Here is a 24,861-nt window from a genome sequence, read left to right as displayed (position 1 = left end):
CCCCGACGATCACAGCACTTTGTTAAGGAAGTTAACGGTGCGAGGGTGCTGCGGCTGAGCCAGAACCTGCCTGGCGTCGCCCTGTTCGACGATCTGCCCGTCGACCATAAACACCACCCGATCCGCCGCTTCGCGCGCAAAGCCGATTTCATGCGTGACGACCACCAGCGTGACGCCCAGATCCGCCAATCCCTTAATCACGTCCAGCACTTCGCCGACCAGCTCGGGATCGAGCGCGGAGGTCGGCTCATCGAACAGGATCACCTTCGGGTTCAGCGCCAGCGCGCGCGCGATGGCGATGCGCTACTGTTGGCCACCGGAGAGGTGGCGCGGGTAGGCATCCGCCTTGTGACGCAGCCCGACGGTATCCAGCAGCTCATAGGCCACCGCCTTCGCCCGTTCGCGGGAGTGAATTTTGTGCACCACCGGCGCTTCGATGATGTTTTCCAGCACCGTCAGGTGCGGGAACAGGTTGAAGTTTTGGAACACGTAGCCGACGTTGATGCGCTGCCGGAGGATGGCCTTTTCCTTCAGCTCGTACAGCCGGTTGCCCTTGCGGCGGTAACCGACGTAGTCGCCGTCGATGCGGATAAAGCCTTCGTCCACGCGCTCCAGGTGGTTGATCGCCCGCAGCAGCGTCGATTTGCCCGAGCCGGAAGGGCCGAGGATCACGGTCACGGTGCCCGGCTGCAGCGTCAGGCTGACGTCGTCCAGCGCCTTGTGTTTGCCGAAAAACTTGCTGACGTTGCTGATTTCGATCAGGCCGCGCGCCGGCACCGGGGTGAGGTTGCGCGCCGGCTGCTCGGGCAAGGCGTAATAATCAATGGCTTCAGACATGCGGGTCTCCTAACGTTTTAGCCAGCCGGCCAGTTTCTGCCAGGGCGTCGGCGGCAGTTCGCGCACCGCGCCCCGGGCGAAATAGCGTTCGATGTAGTATTGGATCACCGACAGGGCGGTGGTGATGAACAGATACCAGACGGTGGCCACCATCAGCAGCGGTATCACCTGCTGGGTGCGGTTATAGATCACCTGGATGGTGTAAAACAGCTCCGGCAGCGCCAGCACATAAACGATCGAAGTGCCTTTCGCCAGACTGATGATCTCGTTGAATCCGGTCGGAATAATGGAGCGCAGCGCCTGCGGCAGAATGATGCGGAAGGTGCGGCGATAGCCCGGCAGGCCCAGCGCCGCCGCCGCTTCGTGCTGGCCGTAATCCACGCCCAGGATGCCGCCGCGGATGATCTCGGCGGTATAGGCGGACTGCACCAGCGTCAGGCCCAGCACCGCCACGGCGAACTGGCCGAGGATATCGATGGTCGGGTAGCTGGCGAACACCACCGAGGTAAAGGGAATGCCCAGCGAGATGGCGTCGTACAGATAGGAAAAGTTATACAGGATGATCAGCACCAGGATCAGCGGCAGCGAGCGAAACAGCCAGATATACCCCCAGGCCAGCGACGCCAACAGGTAAGAGCGCGACAGCCGCGCCAGCGCCAGCAGGGTGCCGAACAGGATGCTGAACAGCGTGCCGAGCAGCGTCAGCAGCAGGGTCTGCCCCAGCCCGGCCAGCACCGCCGGGGCGAAGAACCACTCGGCGAACACGCCCCATTCCCAGCGCGCGTTGCCCGCCACCGATTGCACGATGGCGGCCAGAATAAACAGCGAGAACAGGGCGCCGATCAGCCGCAGCGGATAGCGGGCGGGCACCACTTTCAAGACTTCTTGTTTGGACATGTCATGTCTCCTGACTACAGATAAAGGGGGTTTAGGCGATTTTCCTTTCCGACGCGCAACAACACGCGTCCTCTGCAATCAGGCTTTTGCGGAACGGCAGGCGGCCATCGTAGGGCGGGCGGCTGTAAACCTCGCTGTCAACGGTGGGATCGAACTGCGGCTGATAACCGTTGCTCAGGTACAGGCCCACCGCTTCGGGCTGGCGAAAGCCGGTGGTCAGGTAGAGCCGGCGATACCCCTGCGCCAGCGCCAGCGTTTCCAACTGTTGCAACACCCGCTGCGCCAGGCCCTGGCGGCGCAGATCGCCCCGGGTCCAGATGCGCTTCAGCTCGGCGGTTTGCGCGTCATAGCGTTTGAAGGCACCCATGGCGATCGGCGCACCGGCGCGCAGCAGCACGATGAAGGCCCCTTGCGGCGGTGCATACAGGTCCAGCGGTTCCGGTTCCTGGTCACCAAAATAGTCGCCGTAACGCTGGCGATACTCGCCGAACAGCCCCTCGATCACCGGGGCGATCAGCGGGTCGGTCGGCAACGTCTGAATGAAGGTGTCTTGCGTCATTGCGCGCTCCTAATCGCCCAGGCCGGGCGGGTTGATTTCCGACTGCGCAAGGCGTTCGACGCTCTCGCCCCAGCGATTGAGCACCTGATCGTACTGTCCGCCGCGGATCGCGCCGTTCAGCGCTTCGTTCACCGCCTGCACCAGTCCGTTGCCTTTACGGGTGGTGACGGCGATGTGCGCCGCCTTGGGCCAACCGCCTTCCACCGTGCCAGCGAGCCGGGTGCGACCGTTCAGCGCCGCTTTATAGGCGCCCAGCACGTTCGGCCCGAAGTAGGCGTCGGCCCGGCCGGACTGGATCGCCAGCGTGGCGGCCGCATCGTCGGTCACGTAGATCGGCTGGAAGGGTTTGAGCCCCTGCTGCCGGTTCTGTTTGTCCCACGCCAGCAAGATGGCTTCCTGATTGGTGCCGGAGCCGACGATGATCTTTAATCCGGCGATATCAGCAGGCTGTTTGATCGTTGCGATCTTGCCGCCGGTTTTGACGTAAAAGCCGAGCGAGTCGATGCGGTAGGTGGCGAAGTCGAAGCGGGTTTTGCGCTCTTTGGTCACGGTGACGTTGGTGATGGCCGCGTCATACTTGCCGGAAACCACTCCCAGCGGCCAGTCTTCCCACGACGTTTGCACTACGTTCAGCTCCAGGCCCAGGCTGTCGGCCACCAGCTGCGCGATATCCACTTCGCTGCCGATAAGCCGCCGGTTGTCGGCAGCGAACAGCGCCAGCGGCGGCGTGTTGAGCGCGGCGATTGCAACGGTGAATTGTCCCGGCTTCACGAAGTGGAAATCGGCCGGCAGTTTGGCGATCGCCTGCGGGTTTTTCGGCGCGTGGATCGGGGTTTCATTGGCCTGTAAATCGATGCCGGTGCCCGCCTGCGCGGCGTCGGTCAGGCTCAGCAAGGCCGCCACGAGAGCGGCGGTAACGATTTTCTGCATAGCGGGTATCCCTGAAAACGATCTTATTATTGGGTGAATCTGTTCAACGGGCGCGTGAGGCCCAGGTGTTCGCGCAGCGTATCGCCGTGGTACGCCCGGCGGAACAGGCCACGTTGTTGCAGGATGGGCACCACCCGATCGACGAAGTGCCCGAAGGCGTTGGGCGTACCGCCGCTGATGATGAAGCCGTCGGCGGCTTCGCCGTCGAACCAGCGTTGCAGGCCGTCCGCCACCGCTTCCGGCGTGCCGCTGAACACCGGGCGTGGCGAGGCGGCTTCCAGCGCCACCTGGCGCAGCGTGAGGTTCCGCTCGCGGGCGTTGCGCTTGATGGCGTCGGTGGTGCTGCGGAAGCTGTTTTGCCCCAAATCGCCGATGTCCGGGAAGGGGGCGTCCAACGGATGGCGGGAAAAGTCGTAATGTTCGAAGTAGCGGCCAAGGTAGTTGAGGGCGTTCTCGATGCTGACCAGACGGGCGGTCTCCTGGTACTGACGCTCGACGTCCGCGTCGTCATTGCCGACGATCACGCTGATGCCCTGGAAGATGCGCAGGTCGTCCGGTTCGCGCCCCTGTTCCACCAACTGCCGCTTCACGTCCTGGTAGAAATCCTGCGCCTGCTCCAGCGTGTCGTGATGGGTGAAGATCGCATCGGCGTGCTTGGCCGCCAGCCGTTTGCCGTCTTCGGAGGCGCCGGCCTGGAACAGGATCGGGCGGCCCTGCGGCGTGCGGCCGATGTTCAACGGCCCCTGCACCGAGAAGAACTCCCCCTGGTGATTGAGGGTGTGCAGTTTCCCTGCGCGGAAAAATTCGCCGCTGGCCTTATTGCGCACGAAGGCATCGTCTTCCTAGGAGTCCCACAGTCCTTTGGTGACGTCGAGAAACTCGCCGGCGATGCGGTAACGCAGGCTGTGCTCCGGGTGTTCGGCGCGCGAGAAGTTTTTTGCCGAACCTTCCAGCGGCGATGTCACCACGTTCCAGCCCGCGCGCCCGCCGCTCAGGTGATCGAGGCTGGCGAACTGGCGGGCGACGGTGAACGGATCGCTGTAGGAGGTGGAGAGCGTGCCCACCAGGCCAATTTTGTCGGTGGCGGCGGACAGTGCGGCCAATAAGGTCAACGGCTCGAAACGGTTAAGAAAATGCGGAATGGACTTTTCGTTGATATATAAGCCATCGGCGACGAAGACGAAATCGAATTTGCCCTGTTCGGCTTTTTTCGCCGAGGCGATATTAAATTCGAGGTTGATGCTGGCGTCGGCGGTGGCGTCCGGGTGGCGCCAGGCGGACATATTTCCCGATGCGCCGTGCAGAATGGCGCCCAGCCGTAATTGCCGTTGATTATTCGCGTTGTCGCTCATCGTGATTATCCTGTCATGCGCCGCAAAGGCGCGCGGTGTCTGATGCGTCCACTATTGATGAGCGGCAACGGGATGTAAAACAACAAAACAGCATATTCAAATGTTGAAAACTGCAAATATCACGGCGAGCGAAAATAATAATCCCCGACGCGGCATCAGCGGCGTCGGAGAAATACTATTTCACGTTATTCAGGCGTTGCTGAGGGCTTTTTTCGCTGCGGTGGTTAATTGTTGCAGCGTGCGCTCCGCCAGCAGCGAAAAATAGTGGGCGGCAGGGAAGAGGGCGCGCTCATCGGGATTGAAACGCGGATGATGCAGTCCGAATTCGCTGGCGGAGCCGATGCTGACGAACGCGCCCGGCACGTGATGCAGATACAGCGCGAAATCTTCGCCGCCCATCTGCAGCTCCGCCTCTTCGACCCGGTAGCCGGCTTCGGCGGCGACGGTTTTGCTGAACGCCGCCCAATGGGCGTCGTTGATCACCGCCGGCGGTCCCGGCTGCCAGTGGAGTTCGGCCTGCGCGCCGAGCGCGGCGGCGACGCCGTCGATCACCTGGCGAATTTTATCCGGCACCTGGCGTCGCACCGCGTCGCTGTGAGTGCGCACCGTGCCTTCCAGCTCGACGGTTTGCGGCAGCACGTTCCAGGTATTTCCGCCTTCGATGCGCGTTACGCTCACCACCAGCGATTCCAGCGAGCTGAAGCTGCGGCTGGGCAGCGTCTGCAGCGCGCCGACGATCTGGCTGGCGGTGACGATGGTATCGACGCCCTGTTCCGGTTTGGCGGCGTGGGCGCCTTTGCCGGTGATGCGGATCTGGAAGCGATCGACGTTGGCGTAGAACGGCCCGGCGCGGGTGGCGAAGGTGCCGGTGGGCAGCTCCGGCGCGTTATGCAGACCAAATACCGCCGCGACGTTATCCAGCGCGCCGGCGTCGATCAGGTGCCGGGCGCCGTTGAAGGTCTCTTCCGCCGGCTGGAAGAAGATGCGCACCGTGCCGGGCAGCTCGGCCTCACGCGCTTTGAGCAGGTGCGCGGCGCCGAGCATCACCGAGGTGTGAAAGTCGTGGCCGCAGGCGTGCATCACGCCGCTGTTTTGCGAGCTGAAGGGCACGTCGGCGATTTCGTCGATTGGCAGGGCGTCGATGTCGCCGCGCAGGGCGATGATCGGCCCCTTGCCGCTGCCGATCTCCGCCACGACGCCGGTTTTCAGCGCCAACGGCAGAATACGAATGCCCGCCTCTTGCAGCCAGCGGGTCAGGCGGGCGGTGGTGGCGAATTCGTGATTGGAAAGCTCCGGATTTTGGTGCAGTTCACGCCGATAGGCGATGATCTTGTCTGCCAACTGGCTGGTCATAGGCTTGGCTCACAGTGGGAAATAAACCCTAACCCTAGTGCAGGGGCCGCCGAAGCAAAAAGACCATCTGGTTATATTTCATAGCGATTGTGTCTGCACGGCGCGTCAACGATGGGGGAAAGGGCAGGTTTAGGCGTTCGCGCGTTGTTCGCCGGCGCAGGGAGAAGATTGGCCTGGAACGGTAACGTATCGCAACCGGTGCAATGCATTTACACCGGGCAACACGGATTTTTTCACTCTTTATCGGATTTCTGTGATCGCGGTGGTGGACAAAATCCTGCCTGCTTGCTGTACTGTAATCGACACAGGTTTTGTGTCTTTCATTCACGTTAAAGGTAAGTTTGATGTCTAAGATTAAAGGTAGCGTTAAGTGGTTTAATGAATCCAAGGGCTTCGGTTTCATTACTCCGGAAGATGGTAGCAAGGACGTTTTCGTTCACTTCTCTGCCATCGTTAGCAACGGTTTCAAAACGCTTGCTGAAGGCCAGCGTGTAGAATTTGAAATCACGAACGGTGCCAAAGGCCCATCTGCCGCTAACGTTACTGCTATCTAAGCTGCGTAGCTGAATTTCTTAAAACCCGCTCATTGAGCGGGTTTTTTATTGGGCGCGTTATGCTTCGCTGCGGCGGGCCAACTGGCTGAACAGCAGGATGGCGATGGCGTAACAGCCGACGATGGTCAGCGCCATCGACAGGCCTGAGGTGCCGCCCAGCCCGGTGAGCGGCACGGCGCAGGCGCCGAGCGCGAACATGCACACGCCGATCAAGGCCGACGCGCTGCCGGCTTTGTCCCCCTGGCTTTGCATCGCCAGCGACGAGGCGGTCGGGCCGACGATGCCGATCACCGCCACCGAGAAGAACAGCGGCACCAGCAACACGACCAACGGCGCATGCAGCGCGGCGGCCAACAACAGCAGCAGCGATGCGACGGCCGCCAGCGTTAACCCGCCCCTCAACACCCGGCGTTCCCCCCAACGTGAACTGAGACGGCTGGCCAGCTGCGCCGCAATGATCAGCCCGACGCCGTTAATGGCGAAGCACAGGCTGAACATCTGCGGGCTGAGGCCGTAGATCTGCTGCAAGACGAAAGGCGAAGCGCCGATATAGGCGAACATGCCGGCCATTACGAAGCCCTGCGTCAGGCACAGCCCCATAAAATAGCGCTGGGTCAGCAACCCGCCGAGTGACATCAGCATCGCCAGGATACCGCCCTGGCTGCGGCGCTCTACCGGCAGGGATTCGCGCAGCTTCAGCGCCGACAGGCTGAACAGCAGCACCGCGATGGCCGCCAGTACGCCGAAGATGCCGCGCCAGTTCATCACCTGCAGCATCACGCCGCCCAGCACCGGCGCGACGATCGGCGCCAGGCCGTTAACCAGCATCAGCAAGGCGAAGAAACGGGTCAGCTCATGGCCGGCGTACAGATCGCGAGCAATGGCGCGAGAAATCACCGCGCCGCCGGCGCCGGCGATGCCCTGGAGCAGGCGGGCGATCAGCAATTGGTCAATGGTGGGCGCCAGTGCGCACCACAGCGAAGCGCCCAGCAGCAGGATCAGCGACAGCAGCAGTGGGCGCATACGGCCCAGTTTGTCGCTGTAAGGGCCGAAAATCAGCTGGCCGACGCCCAGGCCGAGCAGCCCGGCGGTCAGGCTGAGCTGAGCGGCGGCGGTGGAGGTATTCAGCTCGCCCGCCATTTCCGGCAGGGCGGGCAGATAGAGATCGGTGCACAGCGGCCCCAGCGCGGCCAACAGGCCAAGCACGACGGCGTACACCAGACGTTGTCTGGCTAAGTGTTTGGTCATGGGAGATTAAGATTTCCTGAACAGGTGAGAAATGGCCTGCTGATACAGATCGCGCAGCAGGGACGCATCGGCTTTTTGCGTGGTAAGGATACGGTAACCGGTGCCTTCGCTCATGACGGCGATAAACTCCACCCGGGCGGCGATCTCTTCCGCGCTGAAATCGGGATACAGCCGCTGCAGGTTGTGGCACACGTGGCGAAACAGCCGCGCTTCCGCATCGCTGAGCAATTTGGCCACCACCGGGTTGCGCGTGGCCTCGGCGGTCACTTCCAGCATCAGCATGTGATCGGTTTCGCTCTCGCCCGGTTGCTGAAACAGCGTGCGCGCCGCCAGCGTACCGGCGATCAGGTTGATGTGATCGCCAAGGTTTTCCAGGCGCTGCATCTTGCTGGTGATGATGCGGTTGACGATCTCTTCGATGATCGCGTCTTTATTGGCGAAATAGCGATAGATTTGCCCGACGCTAAGCTGCGAGCCTTGGGCGATCTCCGCCATGCTGGCGGCGTGGAAGCCGTGGCGGCGAAAGCTGGTTTTCGCCGCTTCGACGATCTGATCGCGGCGCGCCTGCACCTTGGCCTGTTTACTGTCGTTGGGGGGGAGCATCTGCCCGATCCTTTGCTACGCGTGAGCCGGGTTCACATTTTTGGGTGTGAACGTTCATTCTCAATTGTAGTGTAACCGACCGGAAAGACGCAAGATGAACGCGTGCTGCGATAAAAGGCGTTTAAGCGAACAGGTAGGATTTGATAAAGGTGGCGACGATCAGCACGCACAGCGCAACGGCGATCGCTTCGGCGGCGGTTTTCGGCAGGCTAAACATAGCGATTTCTCATCCAGTCAGGGGTACTGGATGAGATTATGCGCATGCAAGATTAAGGAAACATTAAGGGCTTAGCGCCCGTTGACCCACATCACCAGCATGAAGGCCAGCAGCGTCATCGCTAGCGAGCCGGCCAGGTTGAGCAGCATGTTGGCCAGCGCCCAGCCGAAGCGGCCGTCCTGCATCAGGTATACCACCTCCAGCGAAAAGGTGGAGAAGGTGGTCAGGCCGCCGCAGAATCCGGTGGTGATCAGTAATTTCCAGGTGGGATCCAGATGCGTCATGCGGGTGAAAATCGCCATCGCCAGGCCGATGATAAAACCACCGATCAGATTGACCATCAGCGTACCGAGCGGAATGTGGGCGTTCAGCGGATTCATTTTCATACTTACCGCCCAGCGCAAAACGCTGCCGACGCCGCCGCCGATAAATACGGCCAGTAAAGAGCTCAACATGGGGCAACTACCTTTCAATCAGAGAAATTCACGAGGCTCGGAAAGGGACAGGCGTAACGCTACGCGCCTCTCTCCGAGAGGTTACGTAGACATCATCAGCCTGTGAAGGCGGTTAGGGAGGAATGTCATCTCCAGCGTGCCGCACGGCCTTTTTCGCCGCACCCGGTGGATGTTACACCTAATGCCGCCTATTTTGTAGTATCGACACTCTGCGAGGTAAAACGGATGGAAATCAGAACGGCGCGTCTGAGCGACCGGCACGCTATCGCTGAATTAATGGCGGCGCTGGATTATCCTGGCACCGAGGCGTTTCTGACACAGCGGATGCACCAACTTCTGGCGCACCCGGACGAGGCGTTGCTGGTGGCGGAGCAGGGCGAACAAGTGCTGGGCGTGTTGTCGCTGCATTTTCTGCCGCAGTTGGCGTTGGCCGGCGACATTGGCCGCATCAGCTATTTTTGCGTCGACGATCGGGCGCGCGGCGCGGGCGTAGGGCGGCGGTTGCTGGCGGCAGGCGAGGCGCTGGCGCACCGTCGCGGCTGCGATCGGCTGGAAGTCCATTGCCACAGCCGCCGCGAGCGGGCGCATGCGTTTTACCGGCGTGAAGGCTTTGTCGAAGCGCCGAAGTATTTTGCCAAGTTATTAAGTCAGTAAGTTACTCCCCTGGCGGCGCTGCCGTTTCCAGCCGGTTGCGGCCATTCTGCTTCGCCCGATAGAGCGCGCCGTCGGCCGCTTTCAGCCAGTCCAGATAGCCGCCCAGCGCGGGGTGGAAGTTAGCGATGCCGGCGCTGATCTGCAGCCGCAGCTGCGGCGCCTCCTTGAAGCTGACCGCGTCCAGCCGCTGCTGGATACGGCGCAGAACGATTTCCGCCTGTTCAGCGCTGGTGTTCGGCAGCACTGCGCCAAACTCGTCGCCGCCGTAGCGCCCGACGATATCCACGTTGCGCATGCCGATCAGCAGCTCTTCCGCCAACGCCGCCAGGGCTTCATCTCCCAGCGGATGGCCGAAGGTGTCGTTGATGGTTTTGAAGCGATCGATATCCATCAGGATCAGCGTGGCGTTGTCCTGGTAGCGGCGGCAGCTGTCGAACTGGCGATGCAGCAGGTGCTCCCAGTGGCGGCGGTTATACAGGCCGGTCAGCCCATCGCGGGTGCTGATGCGCTGCAGCTCCTGTTTCTTTTCCGCCAACCGTTTGGCGGTGCGGTAGGTCACCAGCCCAAGCAGCGTCGGATAAAGGTAGATCATCGGCAGGCACAGATAGATTTGCAGCGCCGTGCTGTGCGGGTGAAATGGGAAGCCGAGCAGCGCGGCGGTGAGCATCGCCGTAGCCAGTTGAATGGCCAATCCTTTGACAAACAGCGCTTTGCCGGCTGAAGCGATGTTATTCATGCTCATCATCGACAGGATGACGATGGCGGGCAGCGCGTTGAACGCCATCATCGCCGCCCAGAAGCCGCCGAAAGCGGAGTCGATCAACAGGTTGCGAATTTCGGCTTTGAACGGATCTTTGGCGCGGCAGGCCAGGCGGTACGCGAGATGCGGCCAGAGAAAGCCGTGAAAGGCCAGCAAGAGCCAGACCGCCGTGGGCGGAGCCAAGGGGTAGAGCGCGGCGCAAACGCAGATAAAGCCGAGCCCCAGACCGGCGACGCGGGGCAGATAGGTGCGTTTGGCGAAGCTGAGGCCGGATTTTCGGGCATCGAAAATGGGTGGAGCAATATACATCCGGCATCTCCCTGATAAGCATCACGGCAGAGTAGCATGCGGGTGATAAACTAAGAATAGTCTGGGATTCACGCCGTGAAGCCGTGTGGCATTCCTGCGACGGATCTCACTCTGTTACATGTTGCGGTTGTGCGAGCTGAAGGAAAGTCGCTAAATATTCGCAGGCAAGGTCAGTTTTTCTCGCTGTTCACGCAGCGCTCTATGATAAGAAGGTGAGTATGGAAGGTATCAGCATTACCAAACTTCTGGTGATTGCGGTGTTGGTGATTTTACTGTTCGGCACCAGCAAACTGCGCACGCTCGGCGCCGATCTTGGCGCGGCGCTGAAAGGCTTTAAAAAAGCCGTAGGCGACGACAGTACGCCGCCGGCCGCCGGCAACAATGCCGCCGAAAGCCAGTCCGCGCAGCAGAGCGTCGAGAAGAAAGACGTTTAATCTCGTCTGATGGCGCACAATAAAAAACGGATGCCTTGCGGACATCCGTTTTTTGGCGTTTTCGCCGTCTTTAGCGTAACAAACTATTACGCGTTATTTCACTTCCATCCCTTTGGCCTGCAGATCGGCGTGGTAAGACGAACGCACGAACGGGCCACAGGCGGCATGGGTGAAGCCCATCGCCATCGCTTCTTCTTTCATCTCGTCAAACTCGGCCGGGCTGACGTAGCGCTGCACCGGCAGGTGGTGACGGCTCGGCTGCAGGTACTGGCCCAGCGTCAGCATGGTCACGCCGTGGCGACGCAGATCGCGCATCACTTCAATGATTTCCGCGTTGGTTTCGCCCAGGCCAACCATCAGGCCGGATTTGGTCGGGATATCCGGGTGCGCTTCTTTAAAGCGCTCCAGCAGCTTCAACGACCACTCGTAGTTGGCGCCCGGGCGCACCTGGCGGTATACGCGCGGCACGTTTTCCAGGTTGTGGTTGAACACGTCCGGCGGCGTGGCGGTGAGGATCTCCAGCGCGCGATCCATACGGCCGCGGAAGTCCGGCACCAGCGTTTCAATTTTGATGTTCGGGCTCTTGGCGCGGATGGCCGAGATGCAGTCGGCAAAGTGCTGAGCGCCGCCGTCGCGCAGATCGTCGCGGTCAACCGAGGTGATCACCACATAACGCAGCGCCATGTCGGCGATGGTTTGCGCCAGCTTTTCCGGCTCGTTGGCGTCCGGCGCGATCGGGCGGCCGTGAGCCACGTCGCAGAACGGGCAGCGACGGGTGCAGATGGCGCCGAGGATCATAAAGGTGGCGGTACCGTGGTTGAAACACTCGGACAGGTTAGGGCACGAGGCTTCCTCACAGACGGAGTGCAGGCCGTTTTTACGCATCGCGGCTTTGATGCCCTGAATGCGCGTAGAGTCGGCAGGCAGTTTGATCTTCATCCACTCGGGTTTACGCAACAGCTCCTGCCGTTCGGTGACCACCGTTTTGACCGGGATCAGCGCCATTTTGTCAGCATCGCGGTATTTGACGCCGCGTTCCATCTGAATTGGTTTACTCATAATCGTGCAGGTTCCAGTTACGAAGCTCGACCGTCTGGTAGCCGAGTAAATGAACAAATTCCTGTACCAGGATTGGGTGTATGTCTTCAATGCCAACGCCGGGCGCCAGCGCGCTGACCTGCGTCATCTGCATGCCGGCGTAACCGCAAGGGTTGATGCGTTGGAAGGGGCTGAGATCCATCGCCACATTCAGGGCCAGGCCGTGGAATGAGCTGCCTTTGCGGATCCGCAAACCCAACGAACAGATTTTCTGCTCCCCCACGTACACGCCGGGCGCATCCGGACGGGCGCGCGATGCGAGGCGGAAGTGGGCGAGGGTGTTGATAACCGTATCTTCTATCGCCGTGACCAATTGGCGTACGCCGACCTTATTGCGCTTCAGATCGACCATCACGTACATCACCTGCTGGCCCGGCCCGTGGTAGGTCACCTGGCCGCCGCGATCGCTCTGGACAACCGGGATATCGCCGGGCATCAGCACGTGTTCGGCTTTGCCGGCCTGGCCCTGGGTGAATACCGGGTGATGCTGCACCAGCCACAGCTCGTCCGGCGTAGTCTCGGTACGACTGTCGGTGAAGTTATGCATGGCTTGGGATACAGGCGCGTAGGGCTGCAACCCCAGCTGACGCAAAATGATCTTGTCTGGTTGCAAAAGAGTCATCGTCAGGTTACAGAAGTGGTAAAGCCATTATACCGGGCGCTCCGGCTGGCGGCCAGCCTTTCGCTGACCAAAAATGCGCAACCCGGGAAGACGCTGCGCCATCCCGGGTTGATAAGCAGGGTTTTATGCTGGAATTACAGCACCATGCGAACAATTTCAATGTTGCCCAACTCCTCGTACAGGGTTTCGACCTGCTCGATGTGAGTGGCGTTGATGGTGATGGAGACCGAGTGGTAGTTGCCTTTGCTGCTTGGCTTAACCTGCGGGTTGTAATCGCCCGGCGCATGGCGCTGCACCACTTCAACTACCTGGTCAACCAGCTCAGGCTGCGCCAGGCCCATCACCTTGTAGGTAAACGAGCAAGGGAATTCGAGCAGTTCGTTCAGTTTAGTTTTTTGCATGTGCGTGCGCTCCAGAGTGCTAGCTAATCTATAAATTATAACTCCCGCCGGGGCGGGAGTTAATGTTATTCAGTATATGGGGGCAATTTCGCCCGTTTCAACCGTTAACCGAACCAGTGGTGGAACATCAGTTTGATGTAGTCCACGATGCGGCTGAAGAAACCACCTTCTTTCACTTCGTTCATCACCACCAGCGGACGCTGGTCGATGGTTTTGCCGTCCAGCTGGAAGTTGATGCTGCCCACCACCTGGTTTTTCGCCAGCGGCGCGTGAATTTCCGGCGTGTTCAGCACATAGCTGGCCTTCAGATCTTTCATGCGGCCGCGCGGGATGGTCAGGTAGACGTCTTTATCCACGCCCAGCTCAACGCGATCGGCATCGCCGAACCAGACCGGCTCGGAGGCGAACTCTTTACCGACTTTCAGCGGCGCCACGGTTTCGAAGAAGCGGAAGCCCCAGGTCAGCAGTTTCTTGCTCTCGGCTTCGCGGCCTTTGTAGGTGCGGCCGCCCATCACGGCGGAGATCAGACGCATCTGGCCTTCGGTCGCCGAAGCCACCAGGTTGTAACCCGCCGCGTCGGTGTGGCCGGTTTTGATGCCGTCGACGTTCAGGCTGTTATCCCACAGCAGACCGTTGCGGTTCATCTGGCGGATATTGTTGAAAGTGAACTCTTTTTCTTTGTAAATCGCGTACTCTTCCGGCACGTCGCGGATCAGCGCCTGGCCGATCAGCGCCATGTCGCGCGCCGAGCTGTACTGGCCCTGGGCATCCAGGCCGTGTACCGTCTGGAAGTGAGTGTTCTGCAGGCCCAGCTTGCTGACGTAGGTGTTCATCAGGTTGACGAACGCATCCTGGCTGCCGGCGACGTAGTCGGCCATCGCCACGCAGGCGTCGTTACCGGACTGCAGGTTGATGCCGCGGGTCAGTTTGGAGACCGGCACGCGATCGCCCGGCTTCAGGAACATCAGCGAGGAACCTTTGAACACCGGGTTGCCGGTCGCCCAGGCGTCCTGGCCGACGGTCACCAGATCGTCCTGGCCGATTTTACCCGCTTTCAGCGCCTGGCCGATGACGTAGCTGGTCATCATTTTGGTCAGGCTGGCCGGATCGCGACGCGCATCGGCGTTCATCTCGGCCAGCACCTTGCCGGAGTTGTAATCAATCAGGATGTACGCTTCCGCATCGATCTGCGGGACACCTGGGATCATGGTTTTGATGTTAACGTCATCGGCATGTGCAACGGAGGCTGCGCTCATTGCGATAACGGTGCCGAGTGCGATGCTTTTGATTAAGCGAAAAGAAGTTACTTGTTTCATGATCGGGACTACAACATCCGTGAAAGTAAAGTTAAAAAACGAGCCACACTATAGCAGATGCGATCCCGGCAGGCATTATCCATTCATCTGACTAATTGCGGTTAGTGCCCTTTTAGCTGCAAGAAAATGTTTCAGCTAAATAACCGCTTAACAGCCGTGAATGCCCGCCGGGTTTAACGCTCAGGGTGCAGCAGTAACGAAAGACTGTTGTTGCGCTTCGCTGGCCAGGCGTTGTTGCAGTTGGGCCGCCTGCTGACGGCTGCTGAACGGGCCGAGCTGGACGCGGTAAACATTGCCGTTGGCCGCTACTTTGCCCGGTACGCCAAACTGTTGGCTCAGGCTTTGCTGCCAGCTCTGGGCGCGCTCGGCGCTGCTCAACGCACCGACCTGCACCACGTAGCCGCCGGAGGAGGAAGCGGCAGCCATGCCGGCAGCGGCAGCGCCGGCCGCGACCGGTGCGGCTACTGCGGCGGCTTCAGGCTCGGCACTTTCCAGCACGCCGGCCGGTAATGCGCTTGGCGCGCCGAGGAAACCACTGCGGCCGTTGGCGGCGTTGCCGGCATTCGCAGGCGCGTCGTCATCGGTGCGCAGGGTGCTGTTATCAATAGGGCGCACCGCCGCGCCGCTGGCGACCGGCACGTCCTGTTGGATCGGGGTGCCCATGCCGCTGGAGCCAAGATCCGGGCGCGCCGGCAATGCGTAGCTCTGTTTCGCCACGATGGTGCCGATGGTGCCAGGGCCGCTCAGCGTGCCGTCCGGCGCCACGTTGATGAAATCGACCTTGACCTTGGTGTTGTTGGACAGGTTGAGGCGATCGGCGGCGGCTTTCGACAGATCGATGATACGGCCCTTGGTGTAAGGCCCGCGATCGTTGACGCGCACCACCAACTGACGGCCGTTGGCCAGATTGGTGACGCGCACGTAGCTTGGGATCGGCAGCGTTGGGTGGGCCGCAGTCAGGCCATTAGGATCGAACTGCTCGCCCAGCGCGGTGGTGTTGCCGTTGGCCTCTTCGCCATACCAGGCCGCCAGGCCGGTCTGCGAGAAGTTCTGCGGATCTTTTACGATGCGGTAAGTATCGCCATTAACCTTATAATCCTGCATGTTATTAGGGTTATAGGGTTCATATTGAGGCTCGACGCCGCCGATTTCCACCACCGGGCCGTTGTACGGCTGCGGAGGGGGTTGCTGTTCCGTGGTCGGGGCGGTACAGGCGGAGAGCAACACCGCCGCGACGCCGATCCAAAGCCATTCCTTACGCATTACTCACCTCTTATAAACTTTTAGACAGCATTTTCCGATGCGTGTGGATCGACATGATGATGCCGAAACCGGCCATCAACACTATCAGCGCCGAACCCCCGTAACTGACCAGAGGCAAAGGTACGCCAACTACCGGCAAAATGCCACTGACCATACCGATGTTAACAAAGACATAAACGAACAAAATCAGCATCAAGCCGCCGACCATCACGCGGCCGAAGGTGGTTTGCGCCTTGGCGGCGATCATCAGCCCGCGAATGATCACCAGCAGGTAGAGCGCCAGCAGCACCAGTACCCCGATCAGCCCCAGCTCTTCGGCCAACACGGCGAAGATAAAGTCGGTATGGCGCTCCGGCAGGAACTCCAGCTGCGACTGGGTGCCGTGCAGCCAGCCCTTGCCGGACAGGCCGCCGGAGCCGATGGCGATCTTGGATTGAATGATGTGATAACCGGCGCCGAGCGGGTCGCTTTCCGGATCGAGCAGCATCATCACGCGGTCGCGCTGATAGCCGTGCATCAGGAAGAACCACAGCACCGGGATAAAGGCCGCCAGCGCGACGGCGGCGACGGCGATCAGTTTCCAGCTCATGCCCGACAGAAACAGCACGAACAGGCCGGAGGCGGCGATCAGGATCGACGTGCCGAGATCCGGCTGCGCGGCCACCAGTAGCGTCGGCAGGAAGATCAGCACCAGCGCGATGGCGGTGTTTTTCAGCGAAGGCGGGCAGACATCGCGGTTCATAAATCGCGCCACCATCAGCGGCACGGCGATCTTGGCGATTTCCGACGGCTGGAAGCGCACCACGCCGAGATCCAGCCAGCGCTGCGCGCCTTTACTGATCTGCCCGAAGGCGTCCACCAGGATCAGCAAAATCACGCAGAAGATATACAGATAGGGCGCCCAGCTTTCGTACACGCGCGGCGGGATCTGCGCCATGACGGCCATCACGATCAGCCCCATGACGATCTGCCCGATCTTGCGCTCCATCATGCCGATGTCTTGGCCGCTGGCGCTCCACATCACGAAGGCGCTGTAGACCAGCAGAGCCAGGATCAGCAGCAGGAACGTCGGATCGATGTGGATTTTGGTCCAGATCGAGCCTTTTTGTTGGCTTTCAGTCATGTTCTACCTTAGTCACCTTCTACGCCAGGCGGCAGCGGGGCCTCGCTTGGCAATTGCGTATTGTTGTCGCCCAGCAGAATATGGTCGAGGATCTGGCGGGTGATGGTGCCCACCGCCGGACCGGAGCCGCCGTTTTCCAGAATGATGGCGACCGACACCGTCGGGTTGTTGAACGGCGCAAAGGCGGTCATCAGCTTGTGATCGCGCAGGTGCTCCGCCAGTTTATGGGCGTTGTAGGTTTCGTAACCGAAGACCTGTGCGGTGCCCGATTTCGCCGCGGCTTTATAAGATGCGTCCGCAAAGTACTTGCGCGCCGTCCCGTTCGGACGGTTGGCCACACCGTACATGCCGTCTTTGGCGATTTCCCAGAAGCCGGAGTGAATATCGCCGATCTGCGTGTTCTCTTCCTGTTTGAACGGCACCAGCGCGCCGTTGACGCGGGTGCTCTGCAGCAGGTGCGGCGTTTTGACGGTACCGTCGTTGATCAGGGTGTTCAGCGCCTTGGCCATCTGGATCGGCGTGGCGGTCCAGTAACCCTGGCCGATGCCCACCGGAATGGTGTCGCCCTGATACCACGGTTTTTTATAGCGTTTCAGCTTCCATTCGCGCGTCGGCATCAGGCCGGAGCGCTCTTCGGCCAGATCGATGCCGGTGTACTGGCCGTAACCGAATTTGGTCAGCCAGCTCGACAGCCGATCGATCCCCATATCATAGGCGACCTGATAGAAGTAGGTATCCGCGGATTCTTCCAGCGCTTTGGTGACGTTCAGGCGGCCGTGACCCCATTTTTTCCAGTCGCGAAAGCGTTTTTCCGAGCCGGGCAGTTGCCACCAGCCGGGATCGAACACTACGGTGTTCTTGGTAATCACCCCGGCGCTGAGTGCCGACACGGCGATATAAGGTTTCACCGTCGACGCGGGCGGATAAACCCCCTGCGTGGCGCGGTTGATCAGCGGGCGATTCGGATCGTTCAGCAGACCCTGATAGTCCTTGCTGGAAATGCCGTCCACGAACAGGTTCGGATCGTAGCTCGGATTGGACACCATCGCCAGGATGGCGCCGGTGCGCGGATCGCTCACCACCACCGCGGCGCGGCTGCCAACCAGCAGCTGTTCGATATAGCGCTGCAGATCAAGATCGAGCGTCAGGTAGACGTCCTGGCCGGCGGAAGGCGGCTGCTCGTGCAATTGGCGGATCACCCGGCCGCGGTTGTTGACTTCAACCTCTTCGTAACCGGTTTTGCCGTGCAGCGTGTCTTCGTAATAGCGTTCGATGCCCAGTTTGCCGATATCGTGGGTGGCGGCGTAGTTGGCCAGCTTGCCGTCTTTGTCCAGACGTTCAACGTCGCGGTCGTTGATCTTCGACACATAGCCGGTGACGTGGGTGAGGGCGGATCCGTAAGGATAGTAGCGGCGCTGATAGCCTTTCACTTCCACGCCGGGGAAGCGGAACTGATTGACCGCAAAGCGGGCGACCTGCACCTCGGTCAGCGCGGTTTTCACCGGAATGGAGACGAAACGGCGCGAGCGCTTGCGCTCTTTTTCGAAATTGGCGATGTCGTCGTCAGTCAGATCGACCACCGTGCGCAGCGCCTGCAGCGTGGCCTTGAGATCGTCGACCTTCTCCGGCATCAGCTCCAGCTGATAAATGGTGCGGTTGAGCGCCAGCGGGGTGCCGTTGCGATCGTAGATAATGCCGCGGCTGGGCGCGATGGGCACCAGCTTGATGCGGTTTTCGTTGGAACGGGTGCGGTAATCCTCGACGCGGACCACTTGCAGATTATACAGGTTGGCGATCAGGATGCCGGACAGCACCAGGATGACCAGGAACGCCACCAGGGCGCGGCGTACAAACAGGGCGGATTCAGCCGTATAGTCGCGAAAAGGGTTACGTTCTATTTTCATCCCGCTGCTTTATTTCACTCTGTCACGGTCACCACCGGCTATTCCCGGTGGTAAGGATGATTTGTTGTAATACTCCAGGCGCGGTAGAGGCTTTCGGCCACCAGGACGCGCACCAAAGGATGCGGCAGCGTCAACGGAGAAAGCGACCAGCTCTGCTCGGCAGCGGCTTTGCAGGCGGGCGCCAGCCCTTCCGGGCCGCCGATCAGCAAGCTGACATTGCGGCCATCCTGCTTCCAGCGCTCAAGCTGCTGCGCCAGCTGCGGCGTTTCCCACGGCGTGCCTGGGATATCCAGCGTAACGATGCGGTTGCCTTTGCCCACCGCCGCCAGCATCTGTTCGCCTTCCTTGTCCAGAATGCGCTTGATGTCGGCGTTTTTGCCGCGTTTGCCGGCCGGGATCTCGGTCAACTCAAACGGCATGTCTTTGGGAAAGCGGTGCAGGTAATCCATAAAGCCGGTTTGCACCCAGTCTGGCATTTTGGTGCCGACCGCCACCAATTGCAGTTTCACCGCTTAGCTCCAGAGTTTTTCCAGCTCGTACAGGCGACGGCTCTCTTCCTGCATCACGTGCACGATCACTTCGCCCAGATCGACCACGATCCAGTCGGAGGCTTCCTGGCCTTTCATGCCGTACAGCTCCATGCCCGCGGCGCGGGATTCCTGCACCACGTGGCTGGCGATCGACATCACGTGGCGCGTTGAGGTGCCGGTGCAGATGATCATGCAATCGGTGATGCTGGATTTGCCCTGGACGTCCAGAGCGACAATGTCTTGGCCTTTCAGATCATCGATTTTATCGATGACGAAATCTTGGAGCGCTTTACCTTGCAAAGGTTCCCCCTCGGGTGTGTTCTGTTCAGTCGGCTGCGGCGGGCAAAATGCGCGCGTCGCGGCGTAACCGGATAATGGTTTCGGCAGGCTGCCGCTGAAAGCCAGCTAACTGGTGACTGCCCGGCCAGCTAAGGTTTCCGGGGTTTTCAGCGGATACCTGAAAAATAGCGGCGCAGTATATCACGCACCTTTCACTAGCGATATAAACCCTGTAACTCGATATAGCGCTGCACCGGGCGCGGCAGCAGGTCGTCGCAGTTGAGGCCCTGATGGCGGCGCTGGCGGATCTCGGTGGCGGAAATTTCCAGCTCCGGCGTATCGGCCAGATAGATATGGCCGTGCGGGCGACGGCTGAGCAGCGCCGGGTCGGCGGTGCGATGGCGTTCCAGCCACTGCTGCAGTTCCGGCGTGTCCATGCGATCGTTATAGCCCGGGCGCGCCAGCACCAGCAGGTGGCAGACGTCCAACAGCGCCTGCCAGCGGTGCCACTTATGCAGCGTCAGCAGCGAGTCCTGGCCAATAATAAACGCCAGCGGCTGGGCGGCGCCACGCTCTTTACGAATCGTTTCCAACGTCTCGATGGTGTAGGAGGGCGTGGTGCGGTGCAGTTCGCGATCGTCGACCGCAAACAGCGGGTTGCCGGCGATCGCCAGCTCGACCATCTTCAGGCGCTGTTGCGCATTGGCCTCCGGCTGCGGGCGGTGCGGCGGCACATGGTTAGGCAGCAGCGTGACGCGATTCAGGCCCACTTCGGCGGCCAGCGCCTCCACCGGCCGCAGGTGGCCGTAGTGGATCGGATCAAAGGTGCCGCCGAACAGCGCGTGCAAAACGGTGGGGTGTTCCGGGTTAGTGGGCATCGCTAAAACTCGTGGCCAGGGGTTTGCCGCACAGCAGCATCGACAGGGTTTCCAGTTCCGGCCAGACCGACTGGCCATAGTCCTGCTTGAGGGTCAGCTCGATTTGCGTCAGCAGCTGTACCGCCTGCTGCAGCTGGGGGCCGGACAGGCGTTGCAACGCCTGGGTCACCAACGGGCGGCGGTTCTGCCAGACCTTGTGCTGATCGAACAGCGAGCGCAGCGGCGCAGACGCCATGCGGCGCTGCAGCGTCAGCAGCAGCAGTAGTTCGCGCTGCAGGGTGCGCAGCAGGATCACCGGCTCCACGTCCTCTTGCTGCAACTGCTGCAAAATATGCCAGGCGCGCTTGCTCTTGCCGGCCAGCAGGGCATCCAGCCAGTGGAACGGCGTGAAGTGGGCGGCGTCGTTCACCGCCTGCTCGACGCGCGGCAGCGTGAGCTTGCCGTCCGGGTGCAGCAGCGACAGCCGCTCCAGCGCCTGCGACAGCGCCAGCAGGTTGCCTTCGTAGCAGTAACACAGCAGCTGATTGGCCGCGTCGTCCAACTCCAGCTTCATCGCTTTGGCGCGCGCGGCGACCCAGCGCGGCAGCTGCGCCTGTTCAGGCGTCTGGCAACTGACGAGAGCGCCGTGTGGGCTGAGCGCCTTGAACCAGGCGCTGTTTTCCTGCGCTTTGGTGAGGCGCGGGCCGCGCAGGATCAGCAAAATATCCTCGTGCAGCAGCGTGGCGAGTTTGCTCAACTGCTCACCGATCGGCGCCGTCGGGCCGTTTTCCGGGAAGATCAGCAGCAGCGTCTGGCGGCTGGCGAACAGGCTCATCGCCTGGCAGATGCCGAAGATGGCGTCCCAGTCAGTATGGGCGTCGAGGGAAATGCTGTAGTGCTCGCTGAACTGCTGCTGTTGCGCGGCCTGCCGGAGTAAATCCTGGCTTTCCTGCAGCAGCAGCGGTTCATTGCCGCTCAATAAATAACAAGCGCGCAGCCCCTCTCGGAGCTGCGCGGCAAGTTGTTCCGGATAAATGCGGATCATTGTGCGGTTTGGCTTGCCGCTCGTTCGCCGGCGGCAGCGGCTTTCTGCCGGTTTTCTTCTTCCGCCGCGTGCACGGTCAGCAGTTTGCGCACCAGTTGTTGCGCTGCCTGCTCACGCATTTCCTGGCGAATGATCTCCTGTTCGGAGTCCTTGGCCAGCGCGGTCAGCGGGTTGTCGAAGAACGAACGGAACACTTTCACCGACAGCGGATACAGGTCGTGGCCCGGGAGCAGCACCTGCGCCTGCACGGTCAGCACCAGCTGGTACTCGGCGGTTTTACCGTCCTGGAAGATCGAGGCGGTATCCTGGCTTTCCGTCGCGCCGACGATGCGCAGGGAAGGCACGTCTTTACGCTTCGGATCGCTGACGATGGTCACGGCGTTCAAACGCAGCTGCTCACGCACCGCGCGCGTCAATGGCCCGTAAGGATCCGAACTGTCCAGGATCAGCGTTTTCATTTCATTAGGCACCTGCGTGGTGCCACGCAGGTGAAAACCGCAGCCGGCGGTGACCAGCACCGCCAACCCCAGCAACAGCGTCAGAATACGTTGTCGCACAACTCCTCCTTGTGTTAACCCACAACCAGGTTAAGCAGTTTGCCCGGAACGTAAATCACTTTGCGAATCGTGACGCCGTCCAGATATTTAGCCACCAGATGCTCTTCGGCAGCGCGCGCGCGCACTTGCTCTTCGGTCGCATCGGCAGATACGGTGATTTTAGCGCGAACCTTGCCGTTCACTTGCACCACCACCAGCTTGGAGTCCTCGACCATCGCCTGTTCGTCGGCAACCGGCCATGGCGCGGTGTCCACGTCGCCTTCGCCGCCCAGCGCCTGCCACAGGGTGAAGCACACGTGAGGGGTGAACGGATACAGCATGCGCACCACGGCCAGCAGCGCTTCTTGCAGCAGCGCGCGATCCTGCTCGCTCTCCTGCGGCGCGCGGGCCAGCTTGTTCATCAGCTCCATCACGGCGGCGATTGCGGTGTTGAAGGTCTGACGGCGGCCGATATCGTCGGTCACTTTGGCGATGGTTTTGTGCAGATCGCGGCGCAGCGCTTTCTGCTCTTCGTTCAGCGACGCCACGTCCAGCGGCTGCACCGCGCCTTTTTCCACGTGATCGTAGGCCAGTTTCCACACGCGTTTCAGGAAGCGGTTAGCCCCTTCCACGCCGGATTCCTGCCACTCCAGCGTCATTTCTGCCGGTGAAGCGAACATCATGAACAGACGCACGGTGTCCGCGCCGTATTTTTCCACCATCTCCTGCGGGTCGATGCCGTTGTTCTTCGACTTCGACATTTTGCTCATGCCAGCATAGACCAGTTCACGGCCTTGCGGATCGGTGGCCTTGATGATGCGGCCCTTGTCGTCGCGCTCGACGGTGGCGTCAACCGGGGATACCCAGACGCGCTCGCCGCTGTTGCCGGTGTAGTAGAAGGCGTCGGCCAGCACCATGCCCTGACACAGCAGGCGCTTGGCCGGTTCATCGGAATCCACCAGGCCCGCATCGCGCATCAGCTTGTGGAAGAAGCGGAAGTACATCAGGTGCATGATGGCGTGCTCGATGCCGCCGATATATTGATCGACCGGCAGCCAGTAGTTGGCGGCGGCCGGATCCAGCATGCCCTGGTCATACTGCGGGCAGGTGTAGCGCGCGTAGTACCAGGAGGACTCCATAAAGGTGTCGAAGGTGTCGGTTTCGCGCAGCGCCGGCTGGCCGTCGACGGTGGTCTTCGCCCACTCAGGGTCGGCCTTGATCGGGCTGGTGATGCCGTCCATGACCACGTCTTCCGGCAGGATCACCGGCAGCTGGTCTTCCGGCGTCGGCATTACGGTGCCGTCTTCCAGGGTCACCATCGGGATTGGCGCGCCCCAGTAACGCTGACGGGAAACGCCCCAGTCGCGCAGACGGTAGTTGACCTTGCGTTGGCCGACGCCTTTGGCGACCAGTTTGTCGGCGATGGCGTTGAAGCCCGCTTCATTGTCCAGACCGTCGAACTCGCCGGAGTTGAACAGCGCGCCTTTGTCGGTCATCGCTTCGGCGCTCACGTCAGGCTGGCTGCCGTCGAGGTTCAGGATCACCGGTTTGATCGGCAAATCATATTTGGTGGCGAATTCCCAGTCGCGCTGGTCGTGCGCCGGCACCGCCATCACGGCGCCGGTGCCGTATTCCATCAGCACGAAGTTGGCGACCCATACCGGCAGCTTCTCGCCGCTCAGCGGGTGGACAACGAACAGGCCGGTCGGCATGCCTTTCTTCTCCATCGTCGCCATTTCGGCTTCGGCCACTTTGGTGTTGCGGCATTCGTCGATGAACTCGGTCAGCGCCGGATTGTTGCGCGCGCCCTGTTGCGCCAGCGGGTGGCCCGCGGCGACCGCCACGTAGGTGGCGCCCATGAAGGTGTCCGGGCGGGTGGTGTAAACCGTCAGCTTCTCTTCGCTGTCCGCCACGTCGAAGGTGATTTCCACTCCTTCGGAGCGGCCAATCCAGTTGCGCTGCATGGTTTTCACCTGCTCCGGCCAGCTTTCAAGCGTGTCCAGATCGTTCAGCAGCTGATCGGCGTAAGCGGTGATTTTGATGAACCACTGCGGGATCTCTTTACGCTCGACCTTGGTGTCGCAGCGCCAGCAGCAGCCGTCGATAACCTGTTCGTTGGCCAGCACGGTCAGATCGTGCGGACACCAGTTCACCGCCGAAGTCTTCTTGTAGACCAGGCCTTTTTCATACAGCTTGGTGAAGAACCACTGTTCCCAGCGATAGTATTCCGGCTGGCAGGTGGCGATTTCGCGATCCCAGTCGTAGCCGAAGCCCAGCAGTTTCAGCTGGTTCTTCATGTATTCGATGTTGTCGTAGGTCCACGGGGCCGGCGCGGTGTTGTTTTTCACCGCTGCGCCTTCCGCCGGCAGGCCGAACGCATCCCAGCCGATCGGCTGCAGTACGTTTTTGCCCAGCATGCGCTGATAGCGCGAGATCACGTCGCCGATAGTGTAGTTACGAACGTGGCCCATGTGCAGTCGGCCGGACGGGTAAGGCAGCATGGATAGGCAGTAGTACTTTTCCTTGCTGTCGTCTTCGGTAACTTTGAAAGTCTGCTTCTCTTGCCAGTGAAGCTGTACGTTCGATTCTATGTCTTCTGGACGGTATTGCTCTTGCATGGCGGCCGGTGGTCCTGTAGGTGTAAACCGTTGCCCCGGTCAGAGGCAACGCAATGAACATTTAGTATTCGTAGATCCGCATAGCATAGCTGATAAGACCTCCCGGC

General features: G+C 60.8%; 24 protein-coding genes, 2 pseudogenes and 1 riboswitch. Of the genes and pseudogenes, 3 read left to right on the top strand and 23 right to left on the bottom strand.

Features of this window, described 5'->3' with window-relative positions; all coding sequences use genetic code 11:
- Window positions 1–9: 9 nt before the first annotated feature.
- The 6 genes and pseudogenes from MMS95_RS20940 to MMS95_RS20915 all read right to left on the bottom strand — a co-directional run bounded on the left by MMS95_RS20940 (window position 10) and on the right by MMS95_RS20915 (window position 5,928).
- Window positions 10–837 (bottom strand): annotated as a pseudogene (locus tag MMS95_RS20940) (amino acid ABC transporter ATP-binding protein).
- 9 nt (window positions 838–846) lie between these two features.
- Window positions 847–1,734: an amino acid ABC transporter permease gene (locus MMS95_RS20935; RefSeq protein ID WP_004940038.1), complete on the bottom strand. Its 888-nt coding sequence runs from the start codon at window positions 1,732–1,734 to the stop codon at window positions 847–849.
- 31 nt (window positions 1,735–1,765) lie between these two features.
- Window positions 1,766–2,293 (bottom strand): GNAT family N-acetyltransferase, encoded by a 528-nt coding sequence (locus MMS95_RS20930; RefSeq protein ID WP_015376925.1) that lies wholly within the window; start codon window positions 2,291–2,293, stop codon window positions 1,766–1,768.
- A 9-nt stretch (window positions 2,294–2,302) separates the two neighbouring features.
- Window positions 2,303–3,223 carry an ABC transporter substrate-binding protein gene (locus tag MMS95_RS20925; RefSeq protein ID WP_242142205.1) on the bottom strand — a complete coding sequence of 307 codons (921 nt, stop codon included), beginning with the start codon at window positions 3,221–3,223 and terminating at the stop codon, window positions 2,303–2,305.
- A 26-nt stretch (window positions 3,224–3,249) separates the two neighbouring features.
- Window positions 3,250–4,575, bottom strand: a pseudogene (locus MMS95_RS20920) (LLM class flavin-dependent oxidoreductase).
- 189 nt (window positions 4,576–4,764) lie between these two features.
- Window positions 4,765–5,928, bottom strand: a complete 1,164-nt coding sequence (locus tag MMS95_RS20915; RefSeq protein WP_015376927.1) for a M20 peptidase aminoacylase family protein — start codon at window positions 5,926–5,928, stop codon at window positions 4,765–4,767.
- Window positions 5,929–6,272: 344 nt separating this feature from the next.
- Between MMS95_RS20915 and cspE the strand changes: the two genes are divergently transcribed.
- Window positions 6,273–6,482 (top strand): transcription antiterminator/RNA stability regulator CspE, encoded by a 210-nt coding sequence (gene cspE, locus MMS95_RS20910; protein WP_004940030.1) that lies wholly within the window; start codon window positions 6,273–6,275, stop codon window positions 6,480–6,482.
- A gap of 57 nt (window positions 6,483–6,539) precedes the next feature.
- On the opposite strand, the gene MMS95_RS20905 is transcribed toward cspE, so the two are convergent.
- The 3 genes from MMS95_RS20905 to crcB form a co-directional block, all read right to left on the bottom strand.
- Window positions 6,540–7,730 (bottom strand): multidrug effflux MFS transporter, encoded by a 1,191-nt coding sequence (locus MMS95_RS20905; protein ID WP_033633939.1) that lies wholly within the window; start codon window positions 7,728–7,730, stop codon window positions 6,540–6,542.
- A 6-nt stretch (window positions 7,731–7,736) separates the two neighbouring features.
- The gene (locus MMS95_RS20900; RefSeq protein WP_021504627.1) at window positions 7,737–8,333 is read right to left on the bottom strand and encodes a TetR/AcrR family transcriptional regulator; all 597 of its coding nucleotides are present in this window, start codon (window positions 8,331–8,333) and stop codon (window positions 7,737–7,739) included.
- A gap of 288 nt (window positions 8,334–8,621) precedes the next feature.
- Complete coding sequence (gene crcB, locus MMS95_RS20895) at window positions 8,622–9,005, bottom strand: fluoride efflux transporter CrcB (protein WP_004940022.1); 384 nt, start codon at window positions 9,003–9,005, stop codon at window positions 8,622–8,624.
- 79 nt (window positions 9,006–9,084) lie between these two features.
- A riboswitch (Fluoride riboswitch) is annotated at window positions 9,085–9,147 on the bottom strand.
- Between the two features lie 83 nt (window positions 9,148–9,230).
- Here crcB and MMS95_RS20890 point away from each other — a divergent pair.
- Complete coding sequence (locus MMS95_RS20890; protein ID WP_021504626.1) at window positions 9,231–9,659, top strand: GNAT family N-acetyltransferase; 429 nt, start codon at window positions 9,231–9,233, stop codon at window positions 9,657–9,659.
- A gap of 1 nt (window position 9,660) precedes the next feature.
- On the opposite strand, the gene MMS95_RS20885 is transcribed toward MMS95_RS20890, so the two are convergent.
- Window positions 9,661–10,728, bottom strand: coding sequence for a diguanylate cyclase (locus MMS95_RS20885; protein WP_075685620.1), 1,068 nt, complete (start codon window positions 10,726–10,728; stop codon window positions 9,661–9,663).
- 218 nt (window positions 10,729–10,946) lie between these two features.
- On the opposite strand from MMS95_RS20885, the gene tatA reads away from it, so the two are divergent.
- Window positions 10,947–11,162 (top strand): Sec-independent protein translocase subunit TatA, encoded by a 216-nt coding sequence (gene tatA / locus MMS95_RS20880; RefSeq protein ID WP_004940019.1) that lies wholly within the window; start codon window positions 10,947–10,949, stop codon window positions 11,160–11,162.
- A gap of 93 nt (window positions 11,163–11,255) precedes the next feature.
- Here tatA and lipA read toward each other — a convergent pair whose 3' ends face one another.
- From lipA to leuS, 13 genes are all read right to left on the bottom strand, one after another.
- Entirely contained in the window at window positions 11,256–12,221 is a 966-nt protein-coding gene (gene lipA, locus MMS95_RS20875) for a lipoyl synthase (protein ID WP_004940018.1), read from the bottom strand.
- The gene (gene lipB / locus MMS95_RS20870) at window positions 12,214–12,882 is read right to left on the bottom strand and encodes a lipoyl(octanoyl) transferase LipB (RefSeq protein WP_015376934.1); all 669 of its coding nucleotides are present in this window, start codon (window positions 12,880–12,882) and stop codon (window positions 12,214–12,216) included. Before lipB ends, lipA begins: the two co-directional genes overlap by 8 nt.
- A 134-nt stretch (window positions 12,883–13,016) precedes the next feature.
- On the bottom strand, window positions 13,017–13,283 hold the full coding sequence (gene ybeD / locus MMS95_RS20865) for a DUF493 family protein YbeD (RefSeq protein ID WP_004940012.1): 267 nt from the start codon (window positions 13,281–13,283) through the stop codon (window positions 13,017–13,019).
- Between the two features lie 104 nt (window positions 13,284–13,387).
- Complete coding sequence (gene dacA / locus MMS95_RS20860; RefSeq protein ID WP_004940010.1) at window positions 13,388–14,599, bottom strand: D-alanyl-D-alanine carboxypeptidase DacA; 1,212 nt, start codon at window positions 14,597–14,599, stop codon at window positions 13,388–13,390.
- Window positions 14,600–14,779: 180 nt separating this feature from the next.
- Window positions 14,780–15,862: an endolytic peptidoglycan transglycosylase RlpA gene (gene rlpA, locus MMS95_RS20855; protein WP_076740490.1), complete on the bottom strand. Its 1,083-nt coding sequence runs from the start codon at window positions 15,860–15,862 to the stop codon at window positions 14,780–14,782.
- Window positions 15,863–15,872: 10 nt separating this feature from the next.
- Window positions 15,873–16,985 (bottom strand): peptidoglycan glycosyltransferase MrdB, encoded by a 1,113-nt coding sequence (mrdB, locus tag MMS95_RS20850; RefSeq protein ID WP_004940006.1) that lies wholly within the window; start codon window positions 16,983–16,985, stop codon window positions 15,873–15,875.
- Between the two features lie 8 nt (window positions 16,986–16,993).
- Entirely contained in the window at window positions 16,994–18,889 is a 1,896-nt protein-coding gene (mrdA, locus tag MMS95_RS20845; protein ID WP_015376936.1) for a peptidoglycan DD-transpeptidase MrdA, read from the bottom strand.
- A 38-nt stretch (window positions 18,890–18,927) separates the two neighbouring features.
- Complete coding sequence (gene rlmH, locus MMS95_RS20840) at window positions 18,928–19,398, bottom strand: 23S rRNA (pseudouridine(1915)-N(3))-methyltransferase RlmH (RefSeq protein WP_004940002.1); 471 nt, start codon at window positions 19,396–19,398, stop codon at window positions 18,928–18,930.
- A gap of 3 nt (window positions 19,399–19,401) precedes the next feature.
- A complete protein-coding gene (rsfS, locus tag MMS95_RS20835) occupies window positions 19,402–19,719 on the bottom strand; it encodes a ribosome silencing factor (protein ID WP_015376937.1) in 318 nt (105 codons plus the stop codon).
- 194 nt (window positions 19,720–19,913) lie between these two features.
- A complete protein-coding gene (gene nadD, locus MMS95_RS20830) occupies window positions 19,914–20,576 on the bottom strand; it encodes a nicotinate-nucleotide adenylyltransferase (protein WP_015376938.1) in 663 nt (220 codons plus the stop codon).
- Window positions 20,566–21,600, bottom strand: coding sequence for a DNA polymerase III subunit delta (holA, locus tag MMS95_RS20825; protein WP_015376939.1), 1,035 nt, complete (start codon window positions 21,598–21,600; stop codon window positions 20,566–20,568). Before holA ends, nadD begins: the two co-directional genes overlap by 11 nt.
- Window positions 21,597–22,157: an LPS assembly lipoprotein LptE gene (gene lptE, locus MMS95_RS20820; RefSeq protein ID WP_015376940.1), complete on the bottom strand. Its 561-nt coding sequence runs from the start codon at window positions 22,155–22,157 to the stop codon at window positions 21,597–21,599. The genes holA and lptE overlap by 4 nt, the downstream gene beginning before the upstream one ends.
- A 14-nt stretch (window positions 22,158–22,171) precedes the next feature.
- The gene (gene leuS / locus MMS95_RS20815; RefSeq protein WP_015376941.1) at window positions 22,172–24,754 is read right to left on the bottom strand and encodes a leucine--tRNA ligase; all 2,583 of its coding nucleotides are present in this window, start codon (window positions 24,752–24,754) and stop codon (window positions 22,172–22,174) included.
- Window positions 24,755–24,861: the final 107 nt, after the last annotated feature.

This window comes from Serratia sp. PGPR-27 (genome assembly GCF_022678525.1).
Lineage (GTDB): Bacteria > Pseudomonadota > Gammaproteobacteria > Enterobacterales > Enterobacteriaceae > Serratia > Serratia nematodiphila.
Note: the sequence above shows the minus strand (reverse complement) of the source record. Positions and strands in the feature narration are given on the sequence as shown.